Origin of the sequence: Burkholderia sp. NFPP32 (assembly GCF_900119325.1) — a bacterium.
Classification (GTDB): Bacteria; Pseudomonadota; Gammaproteobacteria; order Burkholderiales; family Burkholderiaceae; genus Burkholderia; species Burkholderia pyrrocinia_C.
The window spans coordinates 98,234-117,092 of record NZ_FPJP01000008.1; the positions used below are offsets into that span (position 1 = coordinate 98,234).

At 65.6% G+C, this 18,859-nt stretch carries 19 protein-coding genes; 13 read left to right on the forward strand and 6 right to left on the reverse strand.

All coding sequences use genetic code 11. The features are described from left to right. The first annotated feature begins 2 nt into the window (after nt 1–2). The 4 genes from tssA to tssJ are packed head-to-tail and all read left to right on the forward strand — an operon-like array spanning nt 3 to nt 5,078. Nucleotides 3–1,586, forward strand: a complete 1,584-nt coding sequence (gene tssA / locus BT264_RS17575; protein WP_072439267.1) for a type VI secretion system protein TssA — start codon at nt 3–5, stop codon at nt 1,584–1,586. A 9-nt stretch (nt 1,587–1,595) separates the two neighbouring features. Then, nucleotides 1,596–3,410, forward strand: coding sequence for a type VI secretion system baseplate subunit TssF (gene tssF / locus BT264_RS17580; RefSeq protein WP_072439269.1), 1,815 nt, complete (start codon nt 1,596–1,598; stop codon nt 3,408–3,410). Nucleotides 3,411–3,427: 17 nt separating this feature from the next. Beyond that, entirely contained in the window at nt 3,428–4,531 is a 1,104-nt protein-coding gene (gene tssG / locus BT264_RS17585; protein ID WP_072439495.1) for a type VI secretion system baseplate subunit TssG, read from the forward strand. Between the two features lie 13 nt (nt 4,532–4,544). Continuing rightward, nucleotides 4,545–5,078 carry a type VI secretion system lipoprotein TssJ gene (gene tssJ / locus BT264_RS17590; protein ID WP_072439271.1) on the forward strand — a complete coding sequence of 178 codons (534 nt, stop codon included), beginning with the start codon at nt 4,545–4,547 and terminating at the stop codon, nt 5,076–5,078. Nucleotides 5,079–5,174: 96 nt separating this feature from the next. Here the strand turns inward: tssJ and catC are convergent, their stop codons facing one another. Genes catC through BT264_RS17605 form a run of 3 tightly spaced genes read right to left on the reverse strand, consistent with a single transcriptional unit; the run spans nt 5,175 to nt 7,577 of the window. After that, on the reverse strand, nt 5,175–5,465 hold the full coding sequence (catC, locus tag BT264_RS17595; RefSeq protein WP_072439273.1) for a muconolactone Delta-isomerase: 291 nt from the start codon (nt 5,463–5,465) through the stop codon (nt 5,175–5,177). A 43-nt stretch (nt 5,466–5,508) separates the two neighbouring features. Then, nucleotides 5,509–6,411, reverse strand: coding sequence for a catechol 1,2-dioxygenase (catA, locus tag BT264_RS17600; RefSeq protein ID WP_072439275.1), 903 nt, complete (start codon nt 6,409–6,411; stop codon nt 5,509–5,511). A 32-nt stretch (nt 6,412–6,443) separates the two neighbouring features. Continuing rightward, complete coding sequence (locus BT264_RS17605; protein WP_072439277.1) at nt 6,444–7,577, reverse strand: muconate/chloromuconate family cycloisomerase; 1,134 nt, start codon at nt 7,575–7,577, stop codon at nt 6,444–6,446. A gap of 91 nt (nt 7,578–7,668) precedes the next feature. On the opposite strand from BT264_RS17605, the gene BT264_RS17610 reads away from it, so the two are divergent. Continuing rightward, on the forward strand, nt 7,669–8,559 hold the full coding sequence (locus tag BT264_RS17610) for a LysR family transcriptional regulator (protein WP_072439279.1): 891 nt from the start codon (nt 7,669–7,671) through the stop codon (nt 8,557–8,559). 144 nt (nt 8,560–8,703) lie between these two features. On the opposite strand, the gene andR is transcribed toward BT264_RS17610, so the two are convergent. Then, on the reverse strand, nt 8,704–9,663 hold the full coding sequence (gene andR, locus BT264_RS17615; RefSeq protein WP_072439497.1) for an anthranilate 1,2-dioxygenase regulatory protein AndR: 960 nt from the start codon (nt 9,661–9,663) through the stop codon (nt 8,704–8,706). On the opposite strand from andR, the gene BT264_RS39600 reads away from it, so the two are divergent. The 6 genes from BT264_RS39600 to BT264_RS17640 all read left to right on the forward strand — a co-directional run bounded on the left by BT264_RS39600 (nt 9,662) and on the right by BT264_RS17640 (nt 14,569). Further along, a complete protein-coding gene (locus BT264_RS39600; protein ID WP_175958602.1) occupies nt 9,662–9,805 on the forward strand; it encodes a hypothetical protein in 144 nt (47 codons plus the stop codon). The genes andR and BT264_RS39600 overlap by 2 nt on opposite strands. A gap of 69 nt (nt 9,806–9,874) precedes the next feature. Then, entirely contained in the window at nt 9,875–11,146 is a 1,272-nt protein-coding gene (gene andAc, locus BT264_RS17620; RefSeq protein WP_034185205.1) for an anthranilate 1,2-dioxygenase large subunit AndAc, read from the forward strand. 14 nt (nt 11,147–11,160) lie between these two features. Then, nucleotides 11,161–11,637: an anthranilate 1,2-dioxygenase small subunit AndAd gene (andAd, locus tag BT264_RS17625; protein WP_014900133.1), complete on the forward strand. Its 477-nt coding sequence runs from the start codon at nt 11,161–11,163 to the stop codon at nt 11,635–11,637. A 17-nt stretch (nt 11,638–11,654) separates the two neighbouring features. After that, nucleotides 11,655–11,981 carry an anthranilate 1,2-dioxygenase ferredoxin subunit AndAb gene (gene andAb / locus BT264_RS17630; protein ID WP_072439281.1) on the forward strand — a complete coding sequence of 109 codons (327 nt, stop codon included), beginning with the start codon at nt 11,655–11,657 and terminating at the stop codon, nt 11,979–11,981. Next, nucleotides 11,971–13,191, forward strand: coding sequence for an anthranilate 1,2-dioxygenase system ferredoxin--NAD(+) reductase (andAa, locus tag BT264_RS17635; RefSeq protein ID WP_072439282.1), 1,221 nt, complete (start codon nt 11,971–11,973; stop codon nt 13,189–13,191). The genes andAb and andAa overlap by 11 nt, the downstream gene beginning before the upstream one ends. A 91-nt stretch (nt 13,192–13,282) precedes the next feature. Further along, a complete protein-coding gene (locus tag BT264_RS17640; RefSeq protein WP_072439283.1) occupies nt 13,283–14,569 on the forward strand; it encodes a DUF445 domain-containing protein in 1,287 nt (428 codons plus the stop codon). A 48-nt stretch (nt 14,570–14,617) separates the two neighbouring features. On the opposite strand, the gene BT264_RS17645 is transcribed toward BT264_RS17640, so the two are convergent. Continuing rightward, nucleotides 14,618–14,917 carry an addiction module antidote protein gene (locus BT264_RS17645; RefSeq protein ID WP_072439284.1) on the reverse strand — a complete coding sequence of 100 codons (300 nt, stop codon included), beginning with the start codon at nt 14,915–14,917 and terminating at the stop codon, nt 14,618–14,620. Between the two features lie 3 nt (nt 14,918–14,920). Then, the gene (locus tag BT264_RS17650) at nt 14,921–15,238 is read right to left on the reverse strand and encodes a type II toxin-antitoxin system RelE/ParE family toxin (RefSeq protein WP_096474909.1); all 318 of its coding nucleotides are present in this window, start codon (nt 15,236–15,238) and stop codon (nt 14,921–14,923) included. A gap of 349 nt (nt 15,239–15,587) precedes the next feature. Between BT264_RS17650 and BT264_RS17660 the strand changes: the two genes are divergently transcribed. Both BT264_RS17660 and BT264_RS17665 read left to right on the forward strand, forming a co-directional pair. Beyond that, entirely contained in the window at nt 15,588–17,228 is a 1,641-nt protein-coding gene (locus tag BT264_RS17660; RefSeq protein WP_072439285.1) for an acetolactate synthase large subunit, read from the forward strand. 29 nt (nt 17,229–17,257) lie between these two features. Then, on the forward strand, nt 17,258–18,691 hold the full coding sequence (locus BT264_RS17665; RefSeq protein ID WP_072439286.1) for an aldehyde dehydrogenase family protein: 1,434 nt from the start codon (nt 17,258–17,260) through the stop codon (nt 18,689–18,691). Nucleotides 18,692–18,859 lie beyond the last annotated feature (168 nt).

The following is an 18,859-nucleotide window of genomic DNA, read 5'->3' on the forward strand; positions in this document are numbered from 1 at the left end:
CCATGACGCTTGCCAATTTCGTAAAGACACTCGTCGGCGGTCCTCGCGTCGATTTGCTGCAGGCATCCCGACAGACCACCTGGGCGGCATGGCTGGCCCCGATACCGGGCGAACACGCGTGCGGCCGCGATCCCGGCTACGAGGATGCGTTCTTCGAATTGAAGGACGAAGCAAACAAGCTGTCGGGAATCGACGACGGACTGATCGTCCGCACCTGCGAGCAATTGCTCAAGGAAACCGGGAAGGATCTGCGTCTGGTCGGCTACTACACGTTTGCGAGGTTGCGGCAGGACGGTCCGGCCGGTTTTGCCGACGGACTCGAACTGGCTGCTTCGCTCGTCGACCGGTTCGGCGAGGCTGTGCTGCCCGAGCGGGCCGAGGCGAAGCGGGCGGCGCTGGAAATGCTGGCGACTTCGCGCATGATCGAGACGCTGGACAGCCGTGGCGACTTCGTGCCGACTGATCTCGAGCGTGCGCTCGCTGCGCTCGACGTGCTCGTCGAACAAACGGGAAACTGGCCGGAAGCCGCGCGGCCGAATTTGCAGCCGCTGGTTACCCGTTTCGAGCGCACGGAGGAACCAGCTCGGGGTGTGAATCCTGGCGTGGTCCCGCCGCAAAAGATCGCTTCGGTTTCCGCGTCGACCGGATCGATCGCGTCGACGCGCGACCTGCTCGATCAGGCACGTTCGATGTCGGCATGGCTTCGAGATCAGGAAAACGGCTACTTGCCGTCGGTGCGCCTCGTGCGCAGTGTTCGCTGGGACACGTTGCACGACGTGCCGCCGTCGGATGCCGCGTCGCACACGCGTCTGGCGCCCCCACGTGCCGAGTTGCGCCAGCAGATGAAGCGTCTCGTGCTGCAGAAGCATTGGCACGAATTGCTCGAGCGGGTCGAAGGTGCGTTCATGGAAGGCGTGAATCACCTGTGGTTCGACCTGCAGTACTTCCAGCACGTCGCGCTCGATCACGTCGGCACGCCGTACAGCGCGTGGCGTGAATTGCTGCGCGCCGACTTTGCGCTGTTTCTCGAGCGACTGCCGGGCATCGAACGACTGTCATTCAGCGACGGCACGCCGTTCGCCGACGACACGACGCTCGAATGGATTGCCCGGCACGCGGTCGTCCGCGATCTGGAGGCGGGCGAGACGGTTGCGTCGTTGCCCGTCTCCGCCGATAGCGAAAGCGATGCCGCCGGCGACTGGCCGGAGATCGAAACCCAGGCCCGTGAACTGGCCGCACGCGAAGGCATCGAGACGGCCTTCGCATGGCTCGAAACGATTCCTGGCATGAAGACCGATCGCCATCGCTACTTGCAGCGGCTCGTGATGGCCCGTCTGGCCGACCATGCCGGCCGGCTCGATACATCGCTCGCGCTGCTGGCCGAACTCGATGCGTCCGCCCGGTCGCTGCCGCTGATGCGCTGGGAGCCGGCGCTGACGTTCGATGTCAAGCAGCAACTGGTGAAGGCGCTGAAGGCGATGATCAACCGGAAGGATGCCGACAAGCCGGTACTCGCGCGGCGCGTCGCCGAACTGCAGGCCGAGCTGACCATACTCGATCCCGCCCGCGCATTGACCCTGTCGTAACGGATTCCCATGGACAACAACGATCCCATCCTGCGCTACTACGAAGCGGAAATGCGCTATTTGCGCGAATCCGGCAAGGAATTCGCGAAGGCGCATCCCGACCGTGCGCGCCTGCTCAATCTCGATCGCGTCGGCGATCGCGATCCGTACGTCGAACGTCTGTTCGAAGGGTTTGCGTTCCTGACCGGCAGGCTTCGACAAAAGCTCGACGACGAATTGCCCGAACTCACCGAGGGGCTTGTCAGCCTGTTGTGGCCGCACTATCTGCGGATGATCCCTTCGCTGTCGATCGTCGAACTGACGCCGTTCGCGGAGAAACTGCAGAAAACGGTAGTCGTGCCGGCCGGCGTGCCGGTGCGTTCCGCGCCGATCAACGTGCCTTCTCCGAGCGGCGCGGAACGCGTGGCGCCGCGGACGGTGCAATGTCTGTATCGGACGACGCAGGCCGTTGCACTGCAGCCGGTCTCGATCACGCATGCCGGGCCCGCCGTGCGTCACGACGGCCGCTCGGTGATCCGCCTCGGCTTCGCGTTGCAAGGATCGGCGCTGCGCAAGGAGACGGATCTGTCGCGGCTGCGGCTGCATTTGAACGCCGATCTGCCGACCGCATTCGCGATGCATCTCGCGTTGACGCGCCAGGTCGACTCGATTCACTGGCGCGTTCCGGAAATACGTGATGGCGAATCCGTGCCGCTTCCGGGCGTCACGATCGAGCCGGCGGGATTTTCGACGGAAGAGCGGCTGTGGCCCAAAGCCGATGCGGCGTTTTCCGGATATCAGCTGCTGCTCGAATACTTCACGTTCCGCGAAAAATTTCTGTTCGTCGATCTGTGCGGACTGGAGATCACGAAGTTGCCCGAAAAATCGACCCGCTTCGAACTGGAGATCGTTCTGAAGGAGGTCTATCCGCCGGATCAGCGGTTCAGCGCGGATAACGTGCGACTGTTCTGTTCGCCGGTGATCAACCTGTTCGAACTGGATGCCGAGCCGATCGAAATCAACCATCACGAAACAGAATATCGCGTCGTGCCGGCCGGTCATCAAGGCGAGCACGTCGAAACGTATTCGGTCGATGCGATCGCGACGTTCGACCACGACACGGCCGAGCGATACGAATACGTGCCGTTCGCGACGTTCCGGCACCGCGGCGGCATGCTGCGGCACGAGGCGCCGGAACGCTATTTCCATACACATGTGCGTTCCGGCGTATCGGGGCTGCACGAAATGTGGGTGATTCTCGGCGGCCACGCGTGGGAAACGATGGATACGCTGCCGGAGGAAAGTCTGTCGCTGCGCGTGACGGGCACGAACGGGTTGCTGCCGCGCAAGGGGCTGCGTGAGGCGAGCCTCGACGAGTTGGCGGCCAGCACGCCGAACGTCGCGTGCGTGTGCAATCTCGTGTCGCCGACATTGCCGCTGTATCCGCCGACGGAAGATCGCTTCCAGTGGCGCGTGCTGTCGCATCTCGCGCCGAATTTCCTGTCGATGATGAACGCGGAAGTGTTGCGCGGCGCATTGGCGCTGTACGACTGGACGAACGAAGAACTGAACCGGCGGCGGCTCGCCGGCATCCTGCATGTATCGCAGCAAATGATCGAGGAGGTGTCGGGCGGCGCGGTCGAGCGCGGCGTGCTGATCGAGGTCACGCTCGATTCGCATGCGTTCTCCGGCGAAGGCGACGTGATGCTGTTCGGCGAGTTGCTGCACCGGTTCTTCGGCGCGTATGCGGAGATCAATCTGTTCACGAAGCTGGCGATCGTCAGCCTGCCGTCCCGATCCCGGACGGAATGGCCGCGCAGCAAGGCACAGCGGGCACCGCTATGACGGCTTCGATCGATCGGATGGCGGCCGAAGCTGCCGCGTCGAAGGGGCCGCCGACGGTTGCCGGGACGCTGTTCCGGCGGGCGCCGAAGATGACTTTCATGCAGTTCTGTCGTCTGCTGGAGGCATGTGCGCCCGAACGCCCCGGGTTCGGCATGTGCGATACGCCGGAACATGAGCCGGTGCGATTTCGGCCGCGTCCCCGGTTGGGATTTCCGGCGGGCGAGGTGGCCGCTGTCGAATTCGACGACGAGCACCTCGATGCACCGCCGACCGTACGCACGACCTTCATGGGCCTTTATGGTGTCGATGCGGCCGTGCCGTCGCACATGATCGACGAGATCGTGCTGCGGGAAGAGGGGCACGAGGCGGTCGAGGCATTTCTCGATCCGTTCAATCACCGCGCGGCGACACTGCTGTATCGCGCATGGAAGAAGTATCGCTATCCGGAGCGTTTTCGGGCCGGCGGTGTCGACGATTATTCGCAGAGCCTGTTGTGTCTGGCGGGATTCGGATGGGGCGACAAGCCGTTGCGGGCGGGCTTGCCGAATTCCCGGATGCTTGCGTTGCTAGGTTTGCTGATTCAGCGCACGCGTACATCGGAAGGGCTGGCCGGGGTGGTGGCGCTCGCGGCGCCCGGGGTCGATGTTCGCGTCGACGAGTTCTGGGCGGTGACGACGAGTACCGGGCGACCGACGCCGTTGACGTCGGCAAAGCCGGATGCGGACGTGCTGGCGGAAGGGAAGCGCAGCGGGCTCGGCGGCGGCTACGTGCTCGGCAGGCGCCTCACGTATCGCAGCCGAGCGGTGCGCGTGACATTGCGGCCGGTCGACGAGCGGCAGGCTCAGGACCTGTTGCCCGGTGCGCGGCTGCATCGGGAGGTGATGGCATTCATCCAGCTGTATGTCGGCGTCAAGGCCGATGTGCATTTGCGGATGGAAGTGTCGTCGCGGTTCGTTCCGCACCCGACCGTCGGCGTCGAACGTGCCGACCCGGCGCCGCGTCTCGGCTGGACGACGGTGCTGCCGTCAGTCGATGAACGCGTGATTCGCATCGCGCTTGGCGTGTACGAGGCGTTTCCCGTACCGCAACCCAACCCGCACCTCGTGCCGCACACGATCTGATTTTGGAGGTTCCATGTTCCATCGAATGAGTGCGGTTACCGCTGCCGCCGTATTGCTGCTGTCAGGTTGCGGTGCCTGGCAGTCCGTGTCGGACGCGTCATCGAATGCGTATCGCGCCGTATTTTTCAAGCAGGTGAAGGTGCTTGACGTCGATCTGTCTGCGCGCGCCGCACTGAACCCGGACGACGCGGGGCGGCCTACATCGGTGGCCGTTCGCGTCTACCAACTGAAGGACCGCAAGATGTTCGATACAGCATCGTATGACGATCTGTTGAAGCACGACCGGACGGTGCTCGCCCAGGATTTGCAGGCAGATATGTCGACGGTCGTGAGCCCCGGGGCATCGGCAAGCCTGTCTCAGCCGATGAAGGCCGATACGCGATACGTTGCAGTCGTCGCGTTCTATCGCGCTCCGGGAAACAGGGATGGTTGGAAACGCATCGTCGAGCAGAAGAAGCTCGACGCCGACAAGCCGCTCAAGCTCGAATTGTCGATGACCGCATTGGCGGGCGGTCGCGATTCCGGGGAGTACGGGGCCAGCCGATAGCCGCCGGCGCTCTTCACATTGAGCTGAATCTGCGCGGCAAGCAAGGAGCGGAACGAATTAGTGAAGGATGCCGTCGCCGACATCCTTCACGCTCGTTTACCGATCGTCTTCCCGAACCGAAGACGGATGCCGGCACAGCGCCCGCACTTCCATCTCCATATACGGAAACAGCGGCAACTGGCTGAGCAGATCATGCAGTTGCTGCACGCTCTCGACATCGAAAATACTGACGTTCGCGTACCGCCCCGCGATCCGCCACAGATGCCGCCAGATCCCTTCGTTCATCAGCCGCTGGCACATCGCCTTTTCTTCCGCCTTCAGCGTCGCCGCCTTGACCGGATCCATGTCCGCCGGCAGACGGACCGTCATTTCCACATGAAACAGCATCCTGCACTCCTTGCGTTATCGATTCGTCGAACGGGAAGGCCGCTCAGGCCTGCGCGCGTGCCCGCTCGACTTCGCTCGCCGGCACGTCGGGCTTTTCCTTGAGCAGCGAGAAATCGAAGTCGATCAGCGCGAACTGCCCGTCGACACCGTACGGCTTGCCTTCCGCGCCTTCGGCCTGCTTGATCTTCGGGATCAGCCCTTCGCGGGTCGCGAATGCGAAGTCGTCCCAGATGTGCGGATCGCCTTCGATGTTGATCTGCGTCGTCAGCTTACGATAACCGTCCGCCGAAACGAAGAAGTGAATGTGCGCCGGGCGATGGCCGTGGCGGCCGAGCTGGTCAAGCAGCTGCTCGGTCTTGCTGCCCGGCGGCACGCTGTAGCCGACCGGCAGCACGCTGCGGAAGCTGTAGCGGCCTTCGGCATCGGTGCGGATCGAGCGGCGCAGGTTGAATGCGGGCTGAGATTGATCGAAGTACGAATAGTTGCCGAGATGGTTCGCGTGCCATACCTCGACCAGTGCGTTCGCGATCGGCGCGCCATCGTTGCCGAGCACCTGGCCGCGCATGATGAGCGTCTGGCCCGGGTCGGTGCCGTCGTCGAGGCGCGCATGGCCGACCGATTCCGGCGCACCGGCGACATACAGCGGCCCTTCGATCGTGCGTGGCGTGCCGCCCTGGATGCCGGCCTTTTCCTCGGCCTCGTCCATCCGCACGTCGAGGAAGCGCTCGAGGCCGAGGCCCGCGGCGATCAGCCCGAATTCGCGGCCGGCTTCGTTCAGGTAGTTGAGGGCCGTCCAGAACTCGCTCGGCTGCACGTCGAAGTCCTCGATCGTGTAGCAGATATCCTTCACGATCCGGTTGACGATCGCGCGCACGCGCGGGTTGCCGGGCTTCTCGGCGGCGTCGTCGAAGGTCTTCAGCAGGGCGTCGATGGCTTGCTTGTTCATCTGTGTCTCCGGTTTCGGTTGTCGTGTGGGGATCAGCGGGCGTCGCGTCGCATCCGTTCGATGCGGGCCCAGTCGAAGGTGATGCCGAGGCCGGGCGTCGCCGGCAGGTGCAGCTTGAAATCCTGGTAGCGCAGCGGCTCGACGAGGATTTCCTCGGTGAGCAGCAGCGGGCCGAACAGCTCGGTGCCCCATTTCAGCGAGTCGAACGTGCTGAACAATTGCGCGGACGCCATCGTGCCGGCCGCGCCCTCGAGCATCGTGCCGCCGTACAGTTCGATGCCGGCGGCCGCCGCGATCGACGCGACGCTCGCCGCGCCCTGCAGGCCGCCCGATTGCGCGATCTTCACCGCGAACACGTCGGCCGCGCGATCCTGCGCGAGCGCGAACGCATCGACGGGGCCATGCAGCGCCTCGTCGGCCATGATCGGAACCTGCGCGAGCTGCGTGAGGCGTTTCAGCCCCGCGCGGTTGGTCGCGGCGATCGGCTGCTCGACCAGGCTCACGCCGGCTTCCGCGAACCGTGCGCCGGCCCGGATCGCGTCGGTTTCGCTCCACGCCTGGTTCACGTCGACCCGCACGTCGCCGCGTTCGCCGAGCGCGCGCTTGATCGCGACCACGTGCGCGACGTCGTCATCGACCGCGTTCGAGCCGATCTTCAGCTTGAATGCACGATGGCGGCGCGCTTCGAGCATTGCTTCGGCTTCCGCGATGTCGCGCTGCGTGTCGCCGCTCGCGAGCGTCCATGCGACGTCCACCGCATCGGTCCTGCGGCCGCCGAACAGTTCGGACAGCGGCACGCCGAGACGCCGCGCCTGCGCGTCGAACAGCGCGGTTTCGATCGCGCACTTCGCGAAGCGGTTGCCCTGGAACAGCTTGCGCGCCCGTGCCATCGCGGCGCCCGGGCGCGTCGCGTCCATGCCCTGCAGCAGCGGCGCGAAGTAGGTGTCGATGTTGACCTTGATGCTTTCGGGGCTCTCCTCGCCGTACGCGAGGCCGCCGATGGTTGTCGCCTCGCCGACGCCTTCGATACCGTCCGTGCATCGAACTCGGACCAATACGAGGGTCTGGCAATTCATCGTGGCGACCGACAATTTGTGGGGCCGGATCGTCGGCACGTCGACGAGCAGCGTCTCGATGCGTTCGATGGTGGCGGCAGTTGCTATCATGCGATTCCTCCTGTTGGTGCACATGGTAGGAATTCCCGCCCCGCGTCGTCCAACACTCTTTCCGACTACTTCCATACCTTTGAGGCATGAAATGGAATTGCGCCAGCTCCGCTACTTCATCGCCGTCGCCGAGGAAATGAACATCACGCGGGCTGCCGAGCGGCTGCACATGACGCAGCCGCCGCTGAGCCGCCAGCTTCAGGCGATCGAGGACGAGATCGGATTACCGTTGTTCGAACGCGGCGCGCGGCCGCTGAAGCTGACAGACGCCGGGCGCGTGTTCTATACGCAGGCGAAGCGCCTCGTCGACCAGGCCGACGAGCTCGGGCCGTTGACGCGGCGGCTTGCGCAACTGTCTGAGCGGATCGTGATCGGCTTCGTTCCGTCGACGCTGTACGGCGCACTGCCGGACGTGATCCGCGCGTTTCGCGAGGCGCAGCCGGACGTCGAACTGTCGCTGATCGAAATGTTCACGCTGGAGCAGCTCGGCGCGCTGAAGGGCGGGCGGATCGACGTGGGGTTCGGCCGACTGCGTTTCGACGACGACCAACTCGTACGCGAGGCGCTGATCGAGGAAAAGCTGATCGCGGCGCTGCCGGTCGGGCATCCGCTTGCCGACCCCGACCGGCCGCTCGCGCTCGCGGATATCGCGAACGAGACGCTGATCGTCTATCCGAGCACGCCGCGCCCGAGCTTCGCCGATCAGCAGTTGTCCGCATTGCGCGACGGCGGGCTGGTGCCGGCGGCCGTCCATGAGGTGCGCGAATTGCAGACGGCGCTCGGGCTCGTCGCCGCGCAGGTCGGCGTGTCGCTGGTGCCGGAGAGCGTGGAAGGTGTGCGCGTGAGAGGTGTCGTCTACCGGCGGCTGCCGGAGCCGGCGGCGACGTCGCCGATCATCATGAGCCGCCGGCTGCACGGCGAAAGCGCGGCGACGGCCGCGTTCTGCGCGATCGCGCGGGAGATGTTCGCGCCGGCGGGGTAACGGTCGTCGCTGGTTTTATAAACCGTAACTAACGGTCTGTTTCGGCGTGCGCAGGCAAATGCGGAGAGGGCATCGCGGTGCCGCGCCGTCCCGCGTGAAGCCGTTGCCGGTTGCAAGCTGCCGGGTGCGGCGGCGGATACGTCGTCACCGTTTCCCGTCGAGCGTCTCCGACGGCGATTCTCCGAACTTCTCCCGGTACGCGATCGCGAACCGCCCGAGGTGGGTAAACCCGCAATCGAGCGCGACATCGGCAATCCGCCGGCCGGACGCCGCACCGCGCAGCAGCTCGCGCGCATGGCCGAGCCGCGTCGCGCGCAGGTATTGCATCGGGCTCATCCCGCGGAACTGCAGGAACGCGTCGCGCAGCGTCCGTTCCGGCACGTTGGCGGCGCGGACGATATCGGCGAGCTGCAGCGGCTGCGCGTAATGCGCGTTCACGAAGTCCTGCACGCGCCGCACGAAGCCCGGCGCCGGATCGCGGTGCGACGCGTGCAGCACGGACGGCGGGTGGCCTTCGATCAGCAGGTCGATCAGCAGGTGCTCGAGCTGCGACGCGACGCGCGGGCTCGCGTTCGCGCGTTCGAGCAGTTCGGGCGAACGCGCGACGAGCATCAGTTGCTGGCGCCACGCGGCGAGCGCGGCGTCGCTGATGTGCAGCACGGGGTCGAGCATTGCGCGCGGGTCGCCGGTCAGCGAGCCGACGGTCGCCGCGTCGATGCGCAGCACGAACTGCTCGCAATCGGCGGACAGCACCGCGTCGAAGCGCTCGCCGGGCGCGCACAGTACGCCGGTCTGGCCGTCGACGCCGAGCTGCCGCCCCATCGCGCGCACCTCGGCCTGGCCGGACAGGCAGAACATCAGCAGGTAATAGCCGTCGACCGCGTCCACCTGCACGCGCATCGCGTCGCCGAACGCGATCGTGCCGATCCCGAGCCCGCCGAGCTTGACGAAATCCATGTGCGACGCGCCGTGCACGCGGCCGTTCGGCAGCAGCGCGTGCGGCTGCATCACGCGCGAGATCCGCTCGCGCGTCTCGTCGAGATCGCGGGATTCGAACAGCCGGTGCGCGCGCAGCGCGAGCGGCTCGAACGACGTTGGGGACATGGGCATCAGCCTGATTGTGGACGGCGCGCTTCGATCCGACGAATGGGTCTCGATCAAGTGCCGCATCGTGTGTGCCGCCATGCTAGCTCAGAAATCCGCCGAAAGTGGATATTGCATCGCCGCAATCGCACTTTCCGGATAGACGGCGAATATTAGCTTTTCAAAAATGGGCTCCATCTTATTAATGAAACGGAACGACCAGGAGTCCGACATGGAGCAGACAGAATCGCCCGTCGTGTTCGCCGCGCGCGACGACGCATCCGACGTGAGCTTTCCGCACGACGACGGCTCGCGCGTGCCGTACAAGGTGTTCAGCTCGCGTGCCGTCTACGACCGCGAGCAGGAACGCATCTTCCGCGGGCCGACGTGGAACTTCGTCGCGCTGGAAGCGGAAATCCCGAACGCCGGCGACTTCAAGAGCACGTTCGTCGGCGACACGCCGGTGGTCGTCACGCGCGCCGAGGACGGCACGCTCGCCGCATGGGTGAACCGCTGCGCGCACCGCGGCGCGCAGGTGTGCCGCAAGTCGCGCGGCAATGCGACCTCGCACACGTGCGTGTATCACCAGTGGAGCTTCGACAACACGGGCAACCTGCTCGGCGTGCCGTTCCGGCGCGGTCAGAAGGGGATGACCGGGATGCCGGCGGATTTCGATCCGAAGCAGCACGGGCTGCGCAAGCTGCGCGTCGACAGCTATCGCGGGCTGGTGTTCGCGACCTTCAGCGATGACGTGATGCCGCTGCCCGACTACCTCGGCGAGCAGATGCGCCCGTGGATCGACCGGATCTTCCACAAGCCGATCGAGTATCTCGGCTGCACGCGCCAGTATTCGAAGTCGAACTGGAAGCTGTACATGGAGAACGTGAAGGACCCGTATCACGCGAGCATGCTGCACCTGTTCCATACGACCTTCAACATCTTCCGCGTCGGGATGAAGGCGCGTTCGATTCCGGACGCGAACCACGGGCTGCACAGCATCATCACGGTGACGAAGACGAACGACGACACGTCGGCCGCGTACAAGCAGCAGAACATCCGTTCGTTCGACGAGGGCTTCCACCTCGAAGACGAATCGATCCTCGATCTCGTATCGGAATACGACGAGGACTGCACGAACCATATCCAGCCGATCTTCCCGCAGCTCGTGATCCAGCAGATCCACAACACGCTGGTCGCGCGACAGATCCTGCCGAAGGGCCCCGACAACTTCGAGCTGATCTTCCATTTCTTCGGCTATGCGGACGATACGCCCGAGCTGCGCGCGCTGCGCATCAAGCAGGCGAACCTCGTCGGGCCGGCCGGCTATATCTCGATGGAGGATACGGAGGCGACCGAGCTCGTGCAGCGCGGCACGGTGCGCGATGGCGATGCGACGTCGGTGATCGAGATGTCGCGCGGCAATCCGGACCAGCAGGACACGGTGATCACCGAAAGCCTGATCCGCAAGTTCTGGGTCGGCTACCAGAAGCTGATGGGCTATTGAAGCGGGAGCGAGAAATGACGGAAGACATGAAGACGTGGTTCGAGATTTACATGCTCCAGAACCGCTACATCGGGCACCTCGACAACGACCGGCTCGAACACTGGCCGGAAATGTTCACCGAGGACTGCACATACGAAATCGTGCCGAAGGAGAACGCGGATCTCGGGCTGCCGGTCGGGATCGTCCACTGCACGAACCAGCGGATGCTGCGCGACCGCGTGGTGTCGCTGCGGCACGCGAACATCTTTGAAGAGCACACGTACCGGCACATGACGTCGGGCCTGACGATCGTCGCCGAACGCGACGGCGAGATCGACACCGAGAGCAACTACGTCGTCGTGCAGACGCGCAGCAACGGCGAGTCGAACGTGTACCAGGCCGGCAAGTACTACGACACGGTCGTGCGCACACCCGACGGGCTGCGCTACAAGACCAAGCGCGTGATTTACGACACGTCGCGCGTGCAGACGCTGCTCGCAACCCCGATCTGACGAAGCAAGGAACCGACATGACCGAAGCAACGCTCGCCGAGTGGCATCCGCTCGGCGCTTTCGACGAATTCTCCGAAGACGAGCCGGTAGCGCGTGTCGCCGGCCAGAAGCCGATCGCCGTGTTCCGGATCGGCGACGAACTGTTCGCGATGCACGACCTCTGCACGCACGGCCATGCGCGGCTGTCCGAAGGTTATGTGGAGGACGGTTGCGTCGAATGCCCGCTGCACCAGGGGCTGATCGACATCCGCACCGGTGCGCCGAAATGCGCGCCGATCACGGAGCCGGTGCGGACCTATCCGCTCCGGATCGTCGACGGGCAGGTGGAAGTCAATGTCGGCTGATCCGTTCGTGATCGTCGGCGCGGGCCACGCGGCCCGGCGCACGGCCGAAGCGCTGCGCGAACGCGATGCCGCCGCGCGCATCGTGATGATCGGCGCGGAGCGCGAGCTGCCGTACGACCGGCCCGCGCTGTCGAAGGATGCGCTGATGAGCGACGGCGGCGAGCAGCGCGCGTTCGTGCGCGATGCTGCGTGGTACGACACGCAGCGTATCGAGCTGCGGCTCGGCACGCGCGTCGATGCGATCGAGCGCGACGCGCAGCGCGTGCGGCTCGACGACGGCACGACGCTGCCGTACGCGCGGCTCGTGCTCGCGACGGGCTCGCGGGTACGCACGTTCGGCGGCGCGATCGACGCAGACGTCGCGCCGCATTACGTCCGCACCGTTGACGATGCGCGTGCGTTGCGCGCGAAGCTTGCGCCGGGCCGCCGCGTCGCGGTGCTCGGCGGCGGGTTCATCGGCCTTGAGGTCGCGGCCGCGGCGCGCCAGCTCGGGTGCGACGTGACGGTGATCGATCCGGCTCCCCGATTGCTGCAGCGTGCGTTGCCGGAAGTCGTCGGTGCGTATGCGCGTCAGTTGCACGACGCGCGCGGCGTCGTGTTCCAGATGGCGACGCTGCCGCGTGCGATTCGTCGTGCGCCGTCCGGCGGTGCGATCGTCGAGACCGATCGCGGCGACGTGCAGGCCGATATCGTCGTGGTCGGCATCGGTGTCGTACCCAATGTCGAACTTGCACAGGCGGCCGGGCTTGATGTCGACAACGGGATACGCGTCGACGCGGGCTGCCGCACCGCCGATCCCGCGATTTTCGCGACGGGCGAGGTGACGATGCACTTCAATCCGCTGCTCGGGCGTCACGTGCGGATCGAATCGTGGCAGGTCGCCGAAAACCAGCCGGCCGTCGCGGCCGCGAACCTGCTCGGTGCCGACGAGACCTATGCCGAGCTGCCGTGGTTATGGTCCGATCAGTACGACTGCAATCTGCAGATGCTCGGGCTGTTCGGCAGCGAACGCACGACCGTCGTGCGCGGCGATCCGGCGAGCGGGCCGTTCACGGTGTTCGGGCTGGGCGACGACGGCAGGATCGTCGCGGTGGCCGCGGCGAACCTGGGGCGCGACATCGGCGCATCGCGCCGGCTGATCGCGGCGGGGGCGGTGCCCGATCCGGTGAAACTCGCCGATCCGGCGGTGAACCTGAAGACGTTCCTGTAACGGCTGGGCGCGCGGGCCGGCTCGGCCCGCGCGTTTGTCGGTTGACGCGAAATCGGGGATATTAGCGGCATCGCCGAGCCGACCGTCCTCCATGCCGCCAGACAAAGCCCTCGAACTGAAACGAAGCAAGCGCCGCGCGCTGTGGCTGCTGCTGGCCGCGGTTGCGGTGTTCGTCACGACGATCCTGCTGCCGCGCGGCCCGTGGGTGGACGGCGTCAAGGCCGTGGCCGAGGCTGCGATGGTCGGCGCGCTCGCCGACTGGTTTGCGGTCGTCGCGCTGTTCCGCCGCGTGCCGATCCCGTTCGTGTCGCGCCACACCGAGATCATCCCGAAGAACAAGGACAAGATCGCCGACAACCTCGCGGTGTTCGTGCGCGAGAAGTTCCTCGGCCCCGATGCGCTTGCCGCGCAGATCCGCCAGCACGATCCCGCGCAGAAACTCGGCGCGTGGCTCGGCGAGCCCGCGAACACCGACGCGCTCGGCGGTTATGTGACGAAACTGATGAGCTTCGCACTCGACATGACCGACGACGCGCGGATCCAGTCGTTCGTCCACGACGCGTTTCGCGCGGTGATCGACCGGGTCGACCTGTCGCAATCGGCCGGCGTGATCCTCGATACGCTGACGAAGGATGGCCGCCACCAGGCGCTGCTCGACGATGCGATCGAACAGGTGGTCGACGTGCTCGACAAGGAGGAGAACCGCGAGGTGATCGCGGGCTTCATCGTCGAATGGCTGAAGACGCAGTACCCGAAGGTCGAGAAGATCATGCCGACGCAGTGGTTCGGCGAAAACGGCGCGCGGATGCTCGCGAGCGCGGTGAGCCGCGTGCTCGAAGGCGTGGCGGCGGACCCCGAGCACGAGTTGCGGCAGCGCTTCGACCGGACGGTCGCGCGGCTGACCGAGCGGCTGAAGCACGATCCCGCGTTCATCGAAAAGGGCGAGGAGATCAAGCGCTATATCCGCGACGGCGATGCGTTCAACGAGTATGCGCGCGACTTGTGGGACCAGTTGCGCGCATGGCTGAAGGCCGATCTCGCACACCCCGATTCGACGCTGCACCGGCAGGCCGCGACGCTCGGCGGCTGGCTCGGCGCACGGCTCGCCGAGAGCCCGGCACTGCGCGCGTCGCTGAACGAGCATATCGAGAAGGCCGTGCACGAGATGGCGCCGGATTTCGCCGATTTCCTGATGCGTCACATTCGCGACACGGTGCGCAACTGGGATGCGCGCGAGATGTCTCGGCAGATCGAGCTGAACATCGGCAAGGATCTGCAGTACATTCGCATCAACGGCACGCTGGTCGGCGGGTTGATCGGGCTCGGGTTGTATCTGGTGTCGCTGGTGCCGCGCTGGGCGGCCGGGTGGCTGCACTGACGCGGCGACGGGCATCGCGGAAAGGGCGCGATGGCGCGCGCCCGCGCATCACGCGTGCGCTTTCGAGCCGTGCAGTTGCAGGCCGAGTGCCTTGATGACCTTCAGGATCGTGCCGAAGCTCGGATTGCCGTCGTGCGACAGCGCCTTGTACAGCCCTTCGCGCGACAGGCCCGCATCGCGCGCGACCTGCGACATGCCGCGTGCGCGTGCGATCACGCCGAGCGCGTGCGCGATGAAGGCCGGATCGTCGCCGGCCTCTTGCAGGCAGGCTTCGAAGTAGTCGGCCATGTCGTCTTCGGTTTGCAGATGGTCGGCCGAATCCCACGGCCGGGTGCTGATCTTGTCCATCGATCACTCCATGTCGAGATGCGCGAGCATCGCGTGCGCGGCGCGTATGTCGGCCTGTTGCGTCGATTTATCGCCGCCGCAGAGCAGGATGACCCAGATCGTTCCGCGCCGGACGTAGTAGACGCGATAGCCGGGGCCATGGTCGATACGCATTTCGACGACCGGCGAGCCGGCGGATTTCCAGTCGCCCGGATTGCCCATCGACAGGCGGTCGATGCGTGCCTGGATGCGGCGCTTCGCGACGCGATCCTGCAGGCCGGCAAACCATGCGTCGAAGACGTCGGTGGTCCGGATGCTGAACGTAGGCGCACTGTAGGGCATTGATTGCAGTATGTCAACCATGGTTCACAGGTATATCGGGCTATTCCGTAGTCGCTACATTAGGGCCGCCCGCTCCGTTTGCGCGCCGAATGGCCATTCGGCCGAAGTCGAAATCTGCCGAATCCGTCTACAATCAAAAACATCTTTTCCGCCCGTGCGCGCCCGCCGCGCGCGGGCGGATCCGTTCGTCCTCCGGTATCCGGAGGCGCCGCCGCGCATCGCTCGTTGCGCGGCGGGCAGTGCCGTGGCTTGTGTCCGGTAGGTAAAGCGTCCGCGTGCCGTAGGCCGGCGCGCGTCATGTACGCCGCGTGTCCGTAGGCCGGGCAGGCGGCATCAACCGAGAGTCCCCATGAAAGCATCGGATCTGTTCGTGAAGGCGCTGGAAGCCGAAGGCGTCGAGTACGTATTCGGCATTCCCGGCGAGGAAAACCTCGATCTGCTCGAATCGCTGCGGCGGTCGAAAATCAAGCTCGTGTTGACCCGGCACGAACAGGCGGCCGGGTTCATGGCCGCCACCTACGGCCGCCTGACGGGCCGCACCGGCGTGTGTCTCGCGACGCTCGGGCCCGGCGCCACGAACTTCGTGACGGCCGCCGCGTATGCGCAGCTCGGCGGGATGCCGATGCTGATGATCACCGGGCAGAAGCCGATCAAATCCAGCAAGCAGGGCCACTTCCAGATCGTCGACGTGGTCGACATGATGCAGCCGCTCACGAAGCTCACGCGGCAGATCGTGTCGATCGGCCACATCCCGTCGGCCGTGCGCGAGGCGTTCCGGCGCGCGGAGGAAGAGCGGCCCGGCGCGACCCACCTCGAATTGCCGGAGGACATCGCGCACGAGGAAGGGGACGGCAAGCCGATTCCCGCGAGCTACAGCCGGCGGCCCGTGGCCGAGGAGAAAGCGGTCGCGCACGCGGTCGACGCGATCCAGTCCGCGCGCCATCCGCTGCTGATGATCGGCGCGGGCGGCAACCGCAAGACCAGCTGCAAGATGCTGCTCGAATTCGTCGACAAGACGGGCATCCCGTTCTTCACGACGCAGATGGGCAAGGGCGTGATCGACGAGACGCATCCGCTGTGGCTCGGCAACGCGACGCTGTCCGACGGCGACTTCGTGCACCGCGCGATCGAGCATGCGGACTGCATCATCAACGTCGGCCACGACGTGATCGAGAAGCCGCCGTTCTTCATGCACGCGGACGACAAGACGGTCATCCACGTGAACTTCCTCGGCGCGCAGGTCGACCCGGTCTATTTTCCGCAGATCGAGGTGGTGGGCGACATCGCGAACGCGGTATGGCAGATGAAGGAGGCGCTCACGCCGCAGCCGCACTGGGATTTCGTGCGCTTCGCGATGATCAAGGAGCATTTCGACGCGCACCTGCAGAAGGGCCAGCACGACCCGCGCTTCCCGATGTACCCGGTGCGCATCGTCAACGACCTGTACAACGCGCTGCCGGCCGACGGGATCGTCTGCCTCGACAACGGCATGTACAAGATCTGGTTCGCGCGCTACTGGCGCGCGCACGAGCCGAACTCGTTGTTGCTCGACAACGCGCTTGCGTCGATGGGCGCGGGCCTGCCGTCGGCGATCGCGACGAAGATCGTGCATCCGCAGCGCAAGGTGATCGCCGTGTGCGGCGACGGCGGCTTCATGATGAATTCGCAGGAGCTCGAAACGGCCGTGCGGCTGAAGCTCGACATCGTCGTGATGATCCTGCGCGACGACGCATTCGGGATGATCCGCTGGAAGCAGGAGAACATGAATTTCCCCGATTTCGCGATGACGCTGCAGAACCCCGATTTCGTATCGTATGCGCAAAGCTACGGCGCGCACGGGCATCGCGTCGAATCGGCCGACGATCTCGAACCGCTGCTGCGCGAGTGCTTTTCGTCGCCGGGCGTGCACGTGATCGACGTGCCGATCGACTACTCGGACAACGAGCGCGTGCTGAACCGCGAGATCAAGCGGCTGTCGGCGCAACTCTGAATTCCCCGTTCACAGGAAGGAGTCGTTCCATGTTGAAGGAAACCTATCCGTACTACCTCGCCAACGAGGCTGTCTACGCGAACACCGATCTGGAAGTGACGGACAAGTTCAGCGGCGAGGTCGCGACGCGCGTCGCGCTGGCCGACGCGAAGGCGATCGATGCGGCGATCGGCGCGGCGGTCGATGCCGCGAAGCCGATGCGCGAGCTGCCGGCCTTCAAGCGGCAGGCCGCGCTTGACCATTGCGTCGCGCGCTTTCGCGAGCGCTTCGACGAGCTGGCCGAAGCGCTGTGCATCGAGGCCGGCAAGCCGATCAACGATTCGAAGGGCGAGGTGACGCGGCTGATCGACACGTTCCGCGTCGCGTCCGAGGAATCGGTGCGTATCGACGGCGAGATCATCAACCTCGAGATCTCCGCGCGTGCGCAGGGCTATACGGGCTACACGAAGCGCGTGCCGGTCGGCCCGTGCTCGTTCATCTCGCCGTTTAACTTCCCGCTGAACCTCGCCGCGCACAAGGTCGCGCCCGCGCTCGCGGCCGGTTGTCCGTTCGTGCTGAAGCCCGCGAGCCGCACGCCGATCGGCGCGCTGATCATCGGCGAGGTGCTCGCGGAGACCGACTTGCCGAAGGGCGCGTTCTCGGTGCTGCCCGCGCATCGCGACGGCGCCGATCTGTTCACGACCGACGAGCGCTTCAAGCTGCTGTCGTTCACGGGCTCGCCGGCCGTCGGCTGGGCGCTGAAGGAGAAAGCCGGCAAGAAGAAAGTCGTGCTGGAACTCGGCGGCAACGCGGCCGCGATCGTCGATGCGGACCAGCGCGACCGGCTCGACTACGTGGTCGAGCGTCTCGCGTTCGGCGCGTACTACCAGTCGGGCCAGAGCTGCATCGGCGTGCAGCGGATCCTCGTGCATGCCGATCTTTACGATGCGCTGCGCGAGAAGCTGATCGCGAAGACGCGTTCGCTGAAGATGGGCGATCCGAAGGATCCGTCGACGTTCGTCGGCCCGATGATTTCCGAATCCGAATCGCGCCGGCTGTCGGGCTGGATGGACGCGGCCGTCGCGGCGGGCGCGAAGATCGTCGCGGGCGGCAAGGTCGACGGCGCGATGTTCGAGGCGACGCTGCTGGAAAACGTCGGGCACGAGCAGGACCTGTACCGCAAGGAGGCGTTCGGCCCCGTCGCGATCCTCGAGAAATTCGACCGGTTCGACGACGCGCTCGCGCGCGTGAACGACAGCGATTTCGGGCTGCAGGCCGGCGTGTTCACCGATTCGCTCACGCATGCGCAGCGCGCGTGGGACGAGCTGGAGGTCGGCGGTGTCGTGATCAACGACGTGCCGTCGTTCCGCGTCGACAACATGCCGTACGGCGGCGTGAAGGATTCGGGCCTTGGCCGCGAAGGGATCCGCTACGCGATCGAAGACATGACCGAGCCGCGGCTGATGGTCGTGCGGCGCCGGTAACGCGGGGCGGGCAGCGCGGTGCCGCGACGGCACGCGGGCGGGCGATCGTGCCGGCCCGCGTGCCGTTTTTCATCGCGGCACGCGTACCGGGCCGCGTCGGGCCCGTGCCGCGTGGCGGGCCTCCCGAACACGCTCGACTGCGGGCATCGCATCGTGATGTAATCGCGC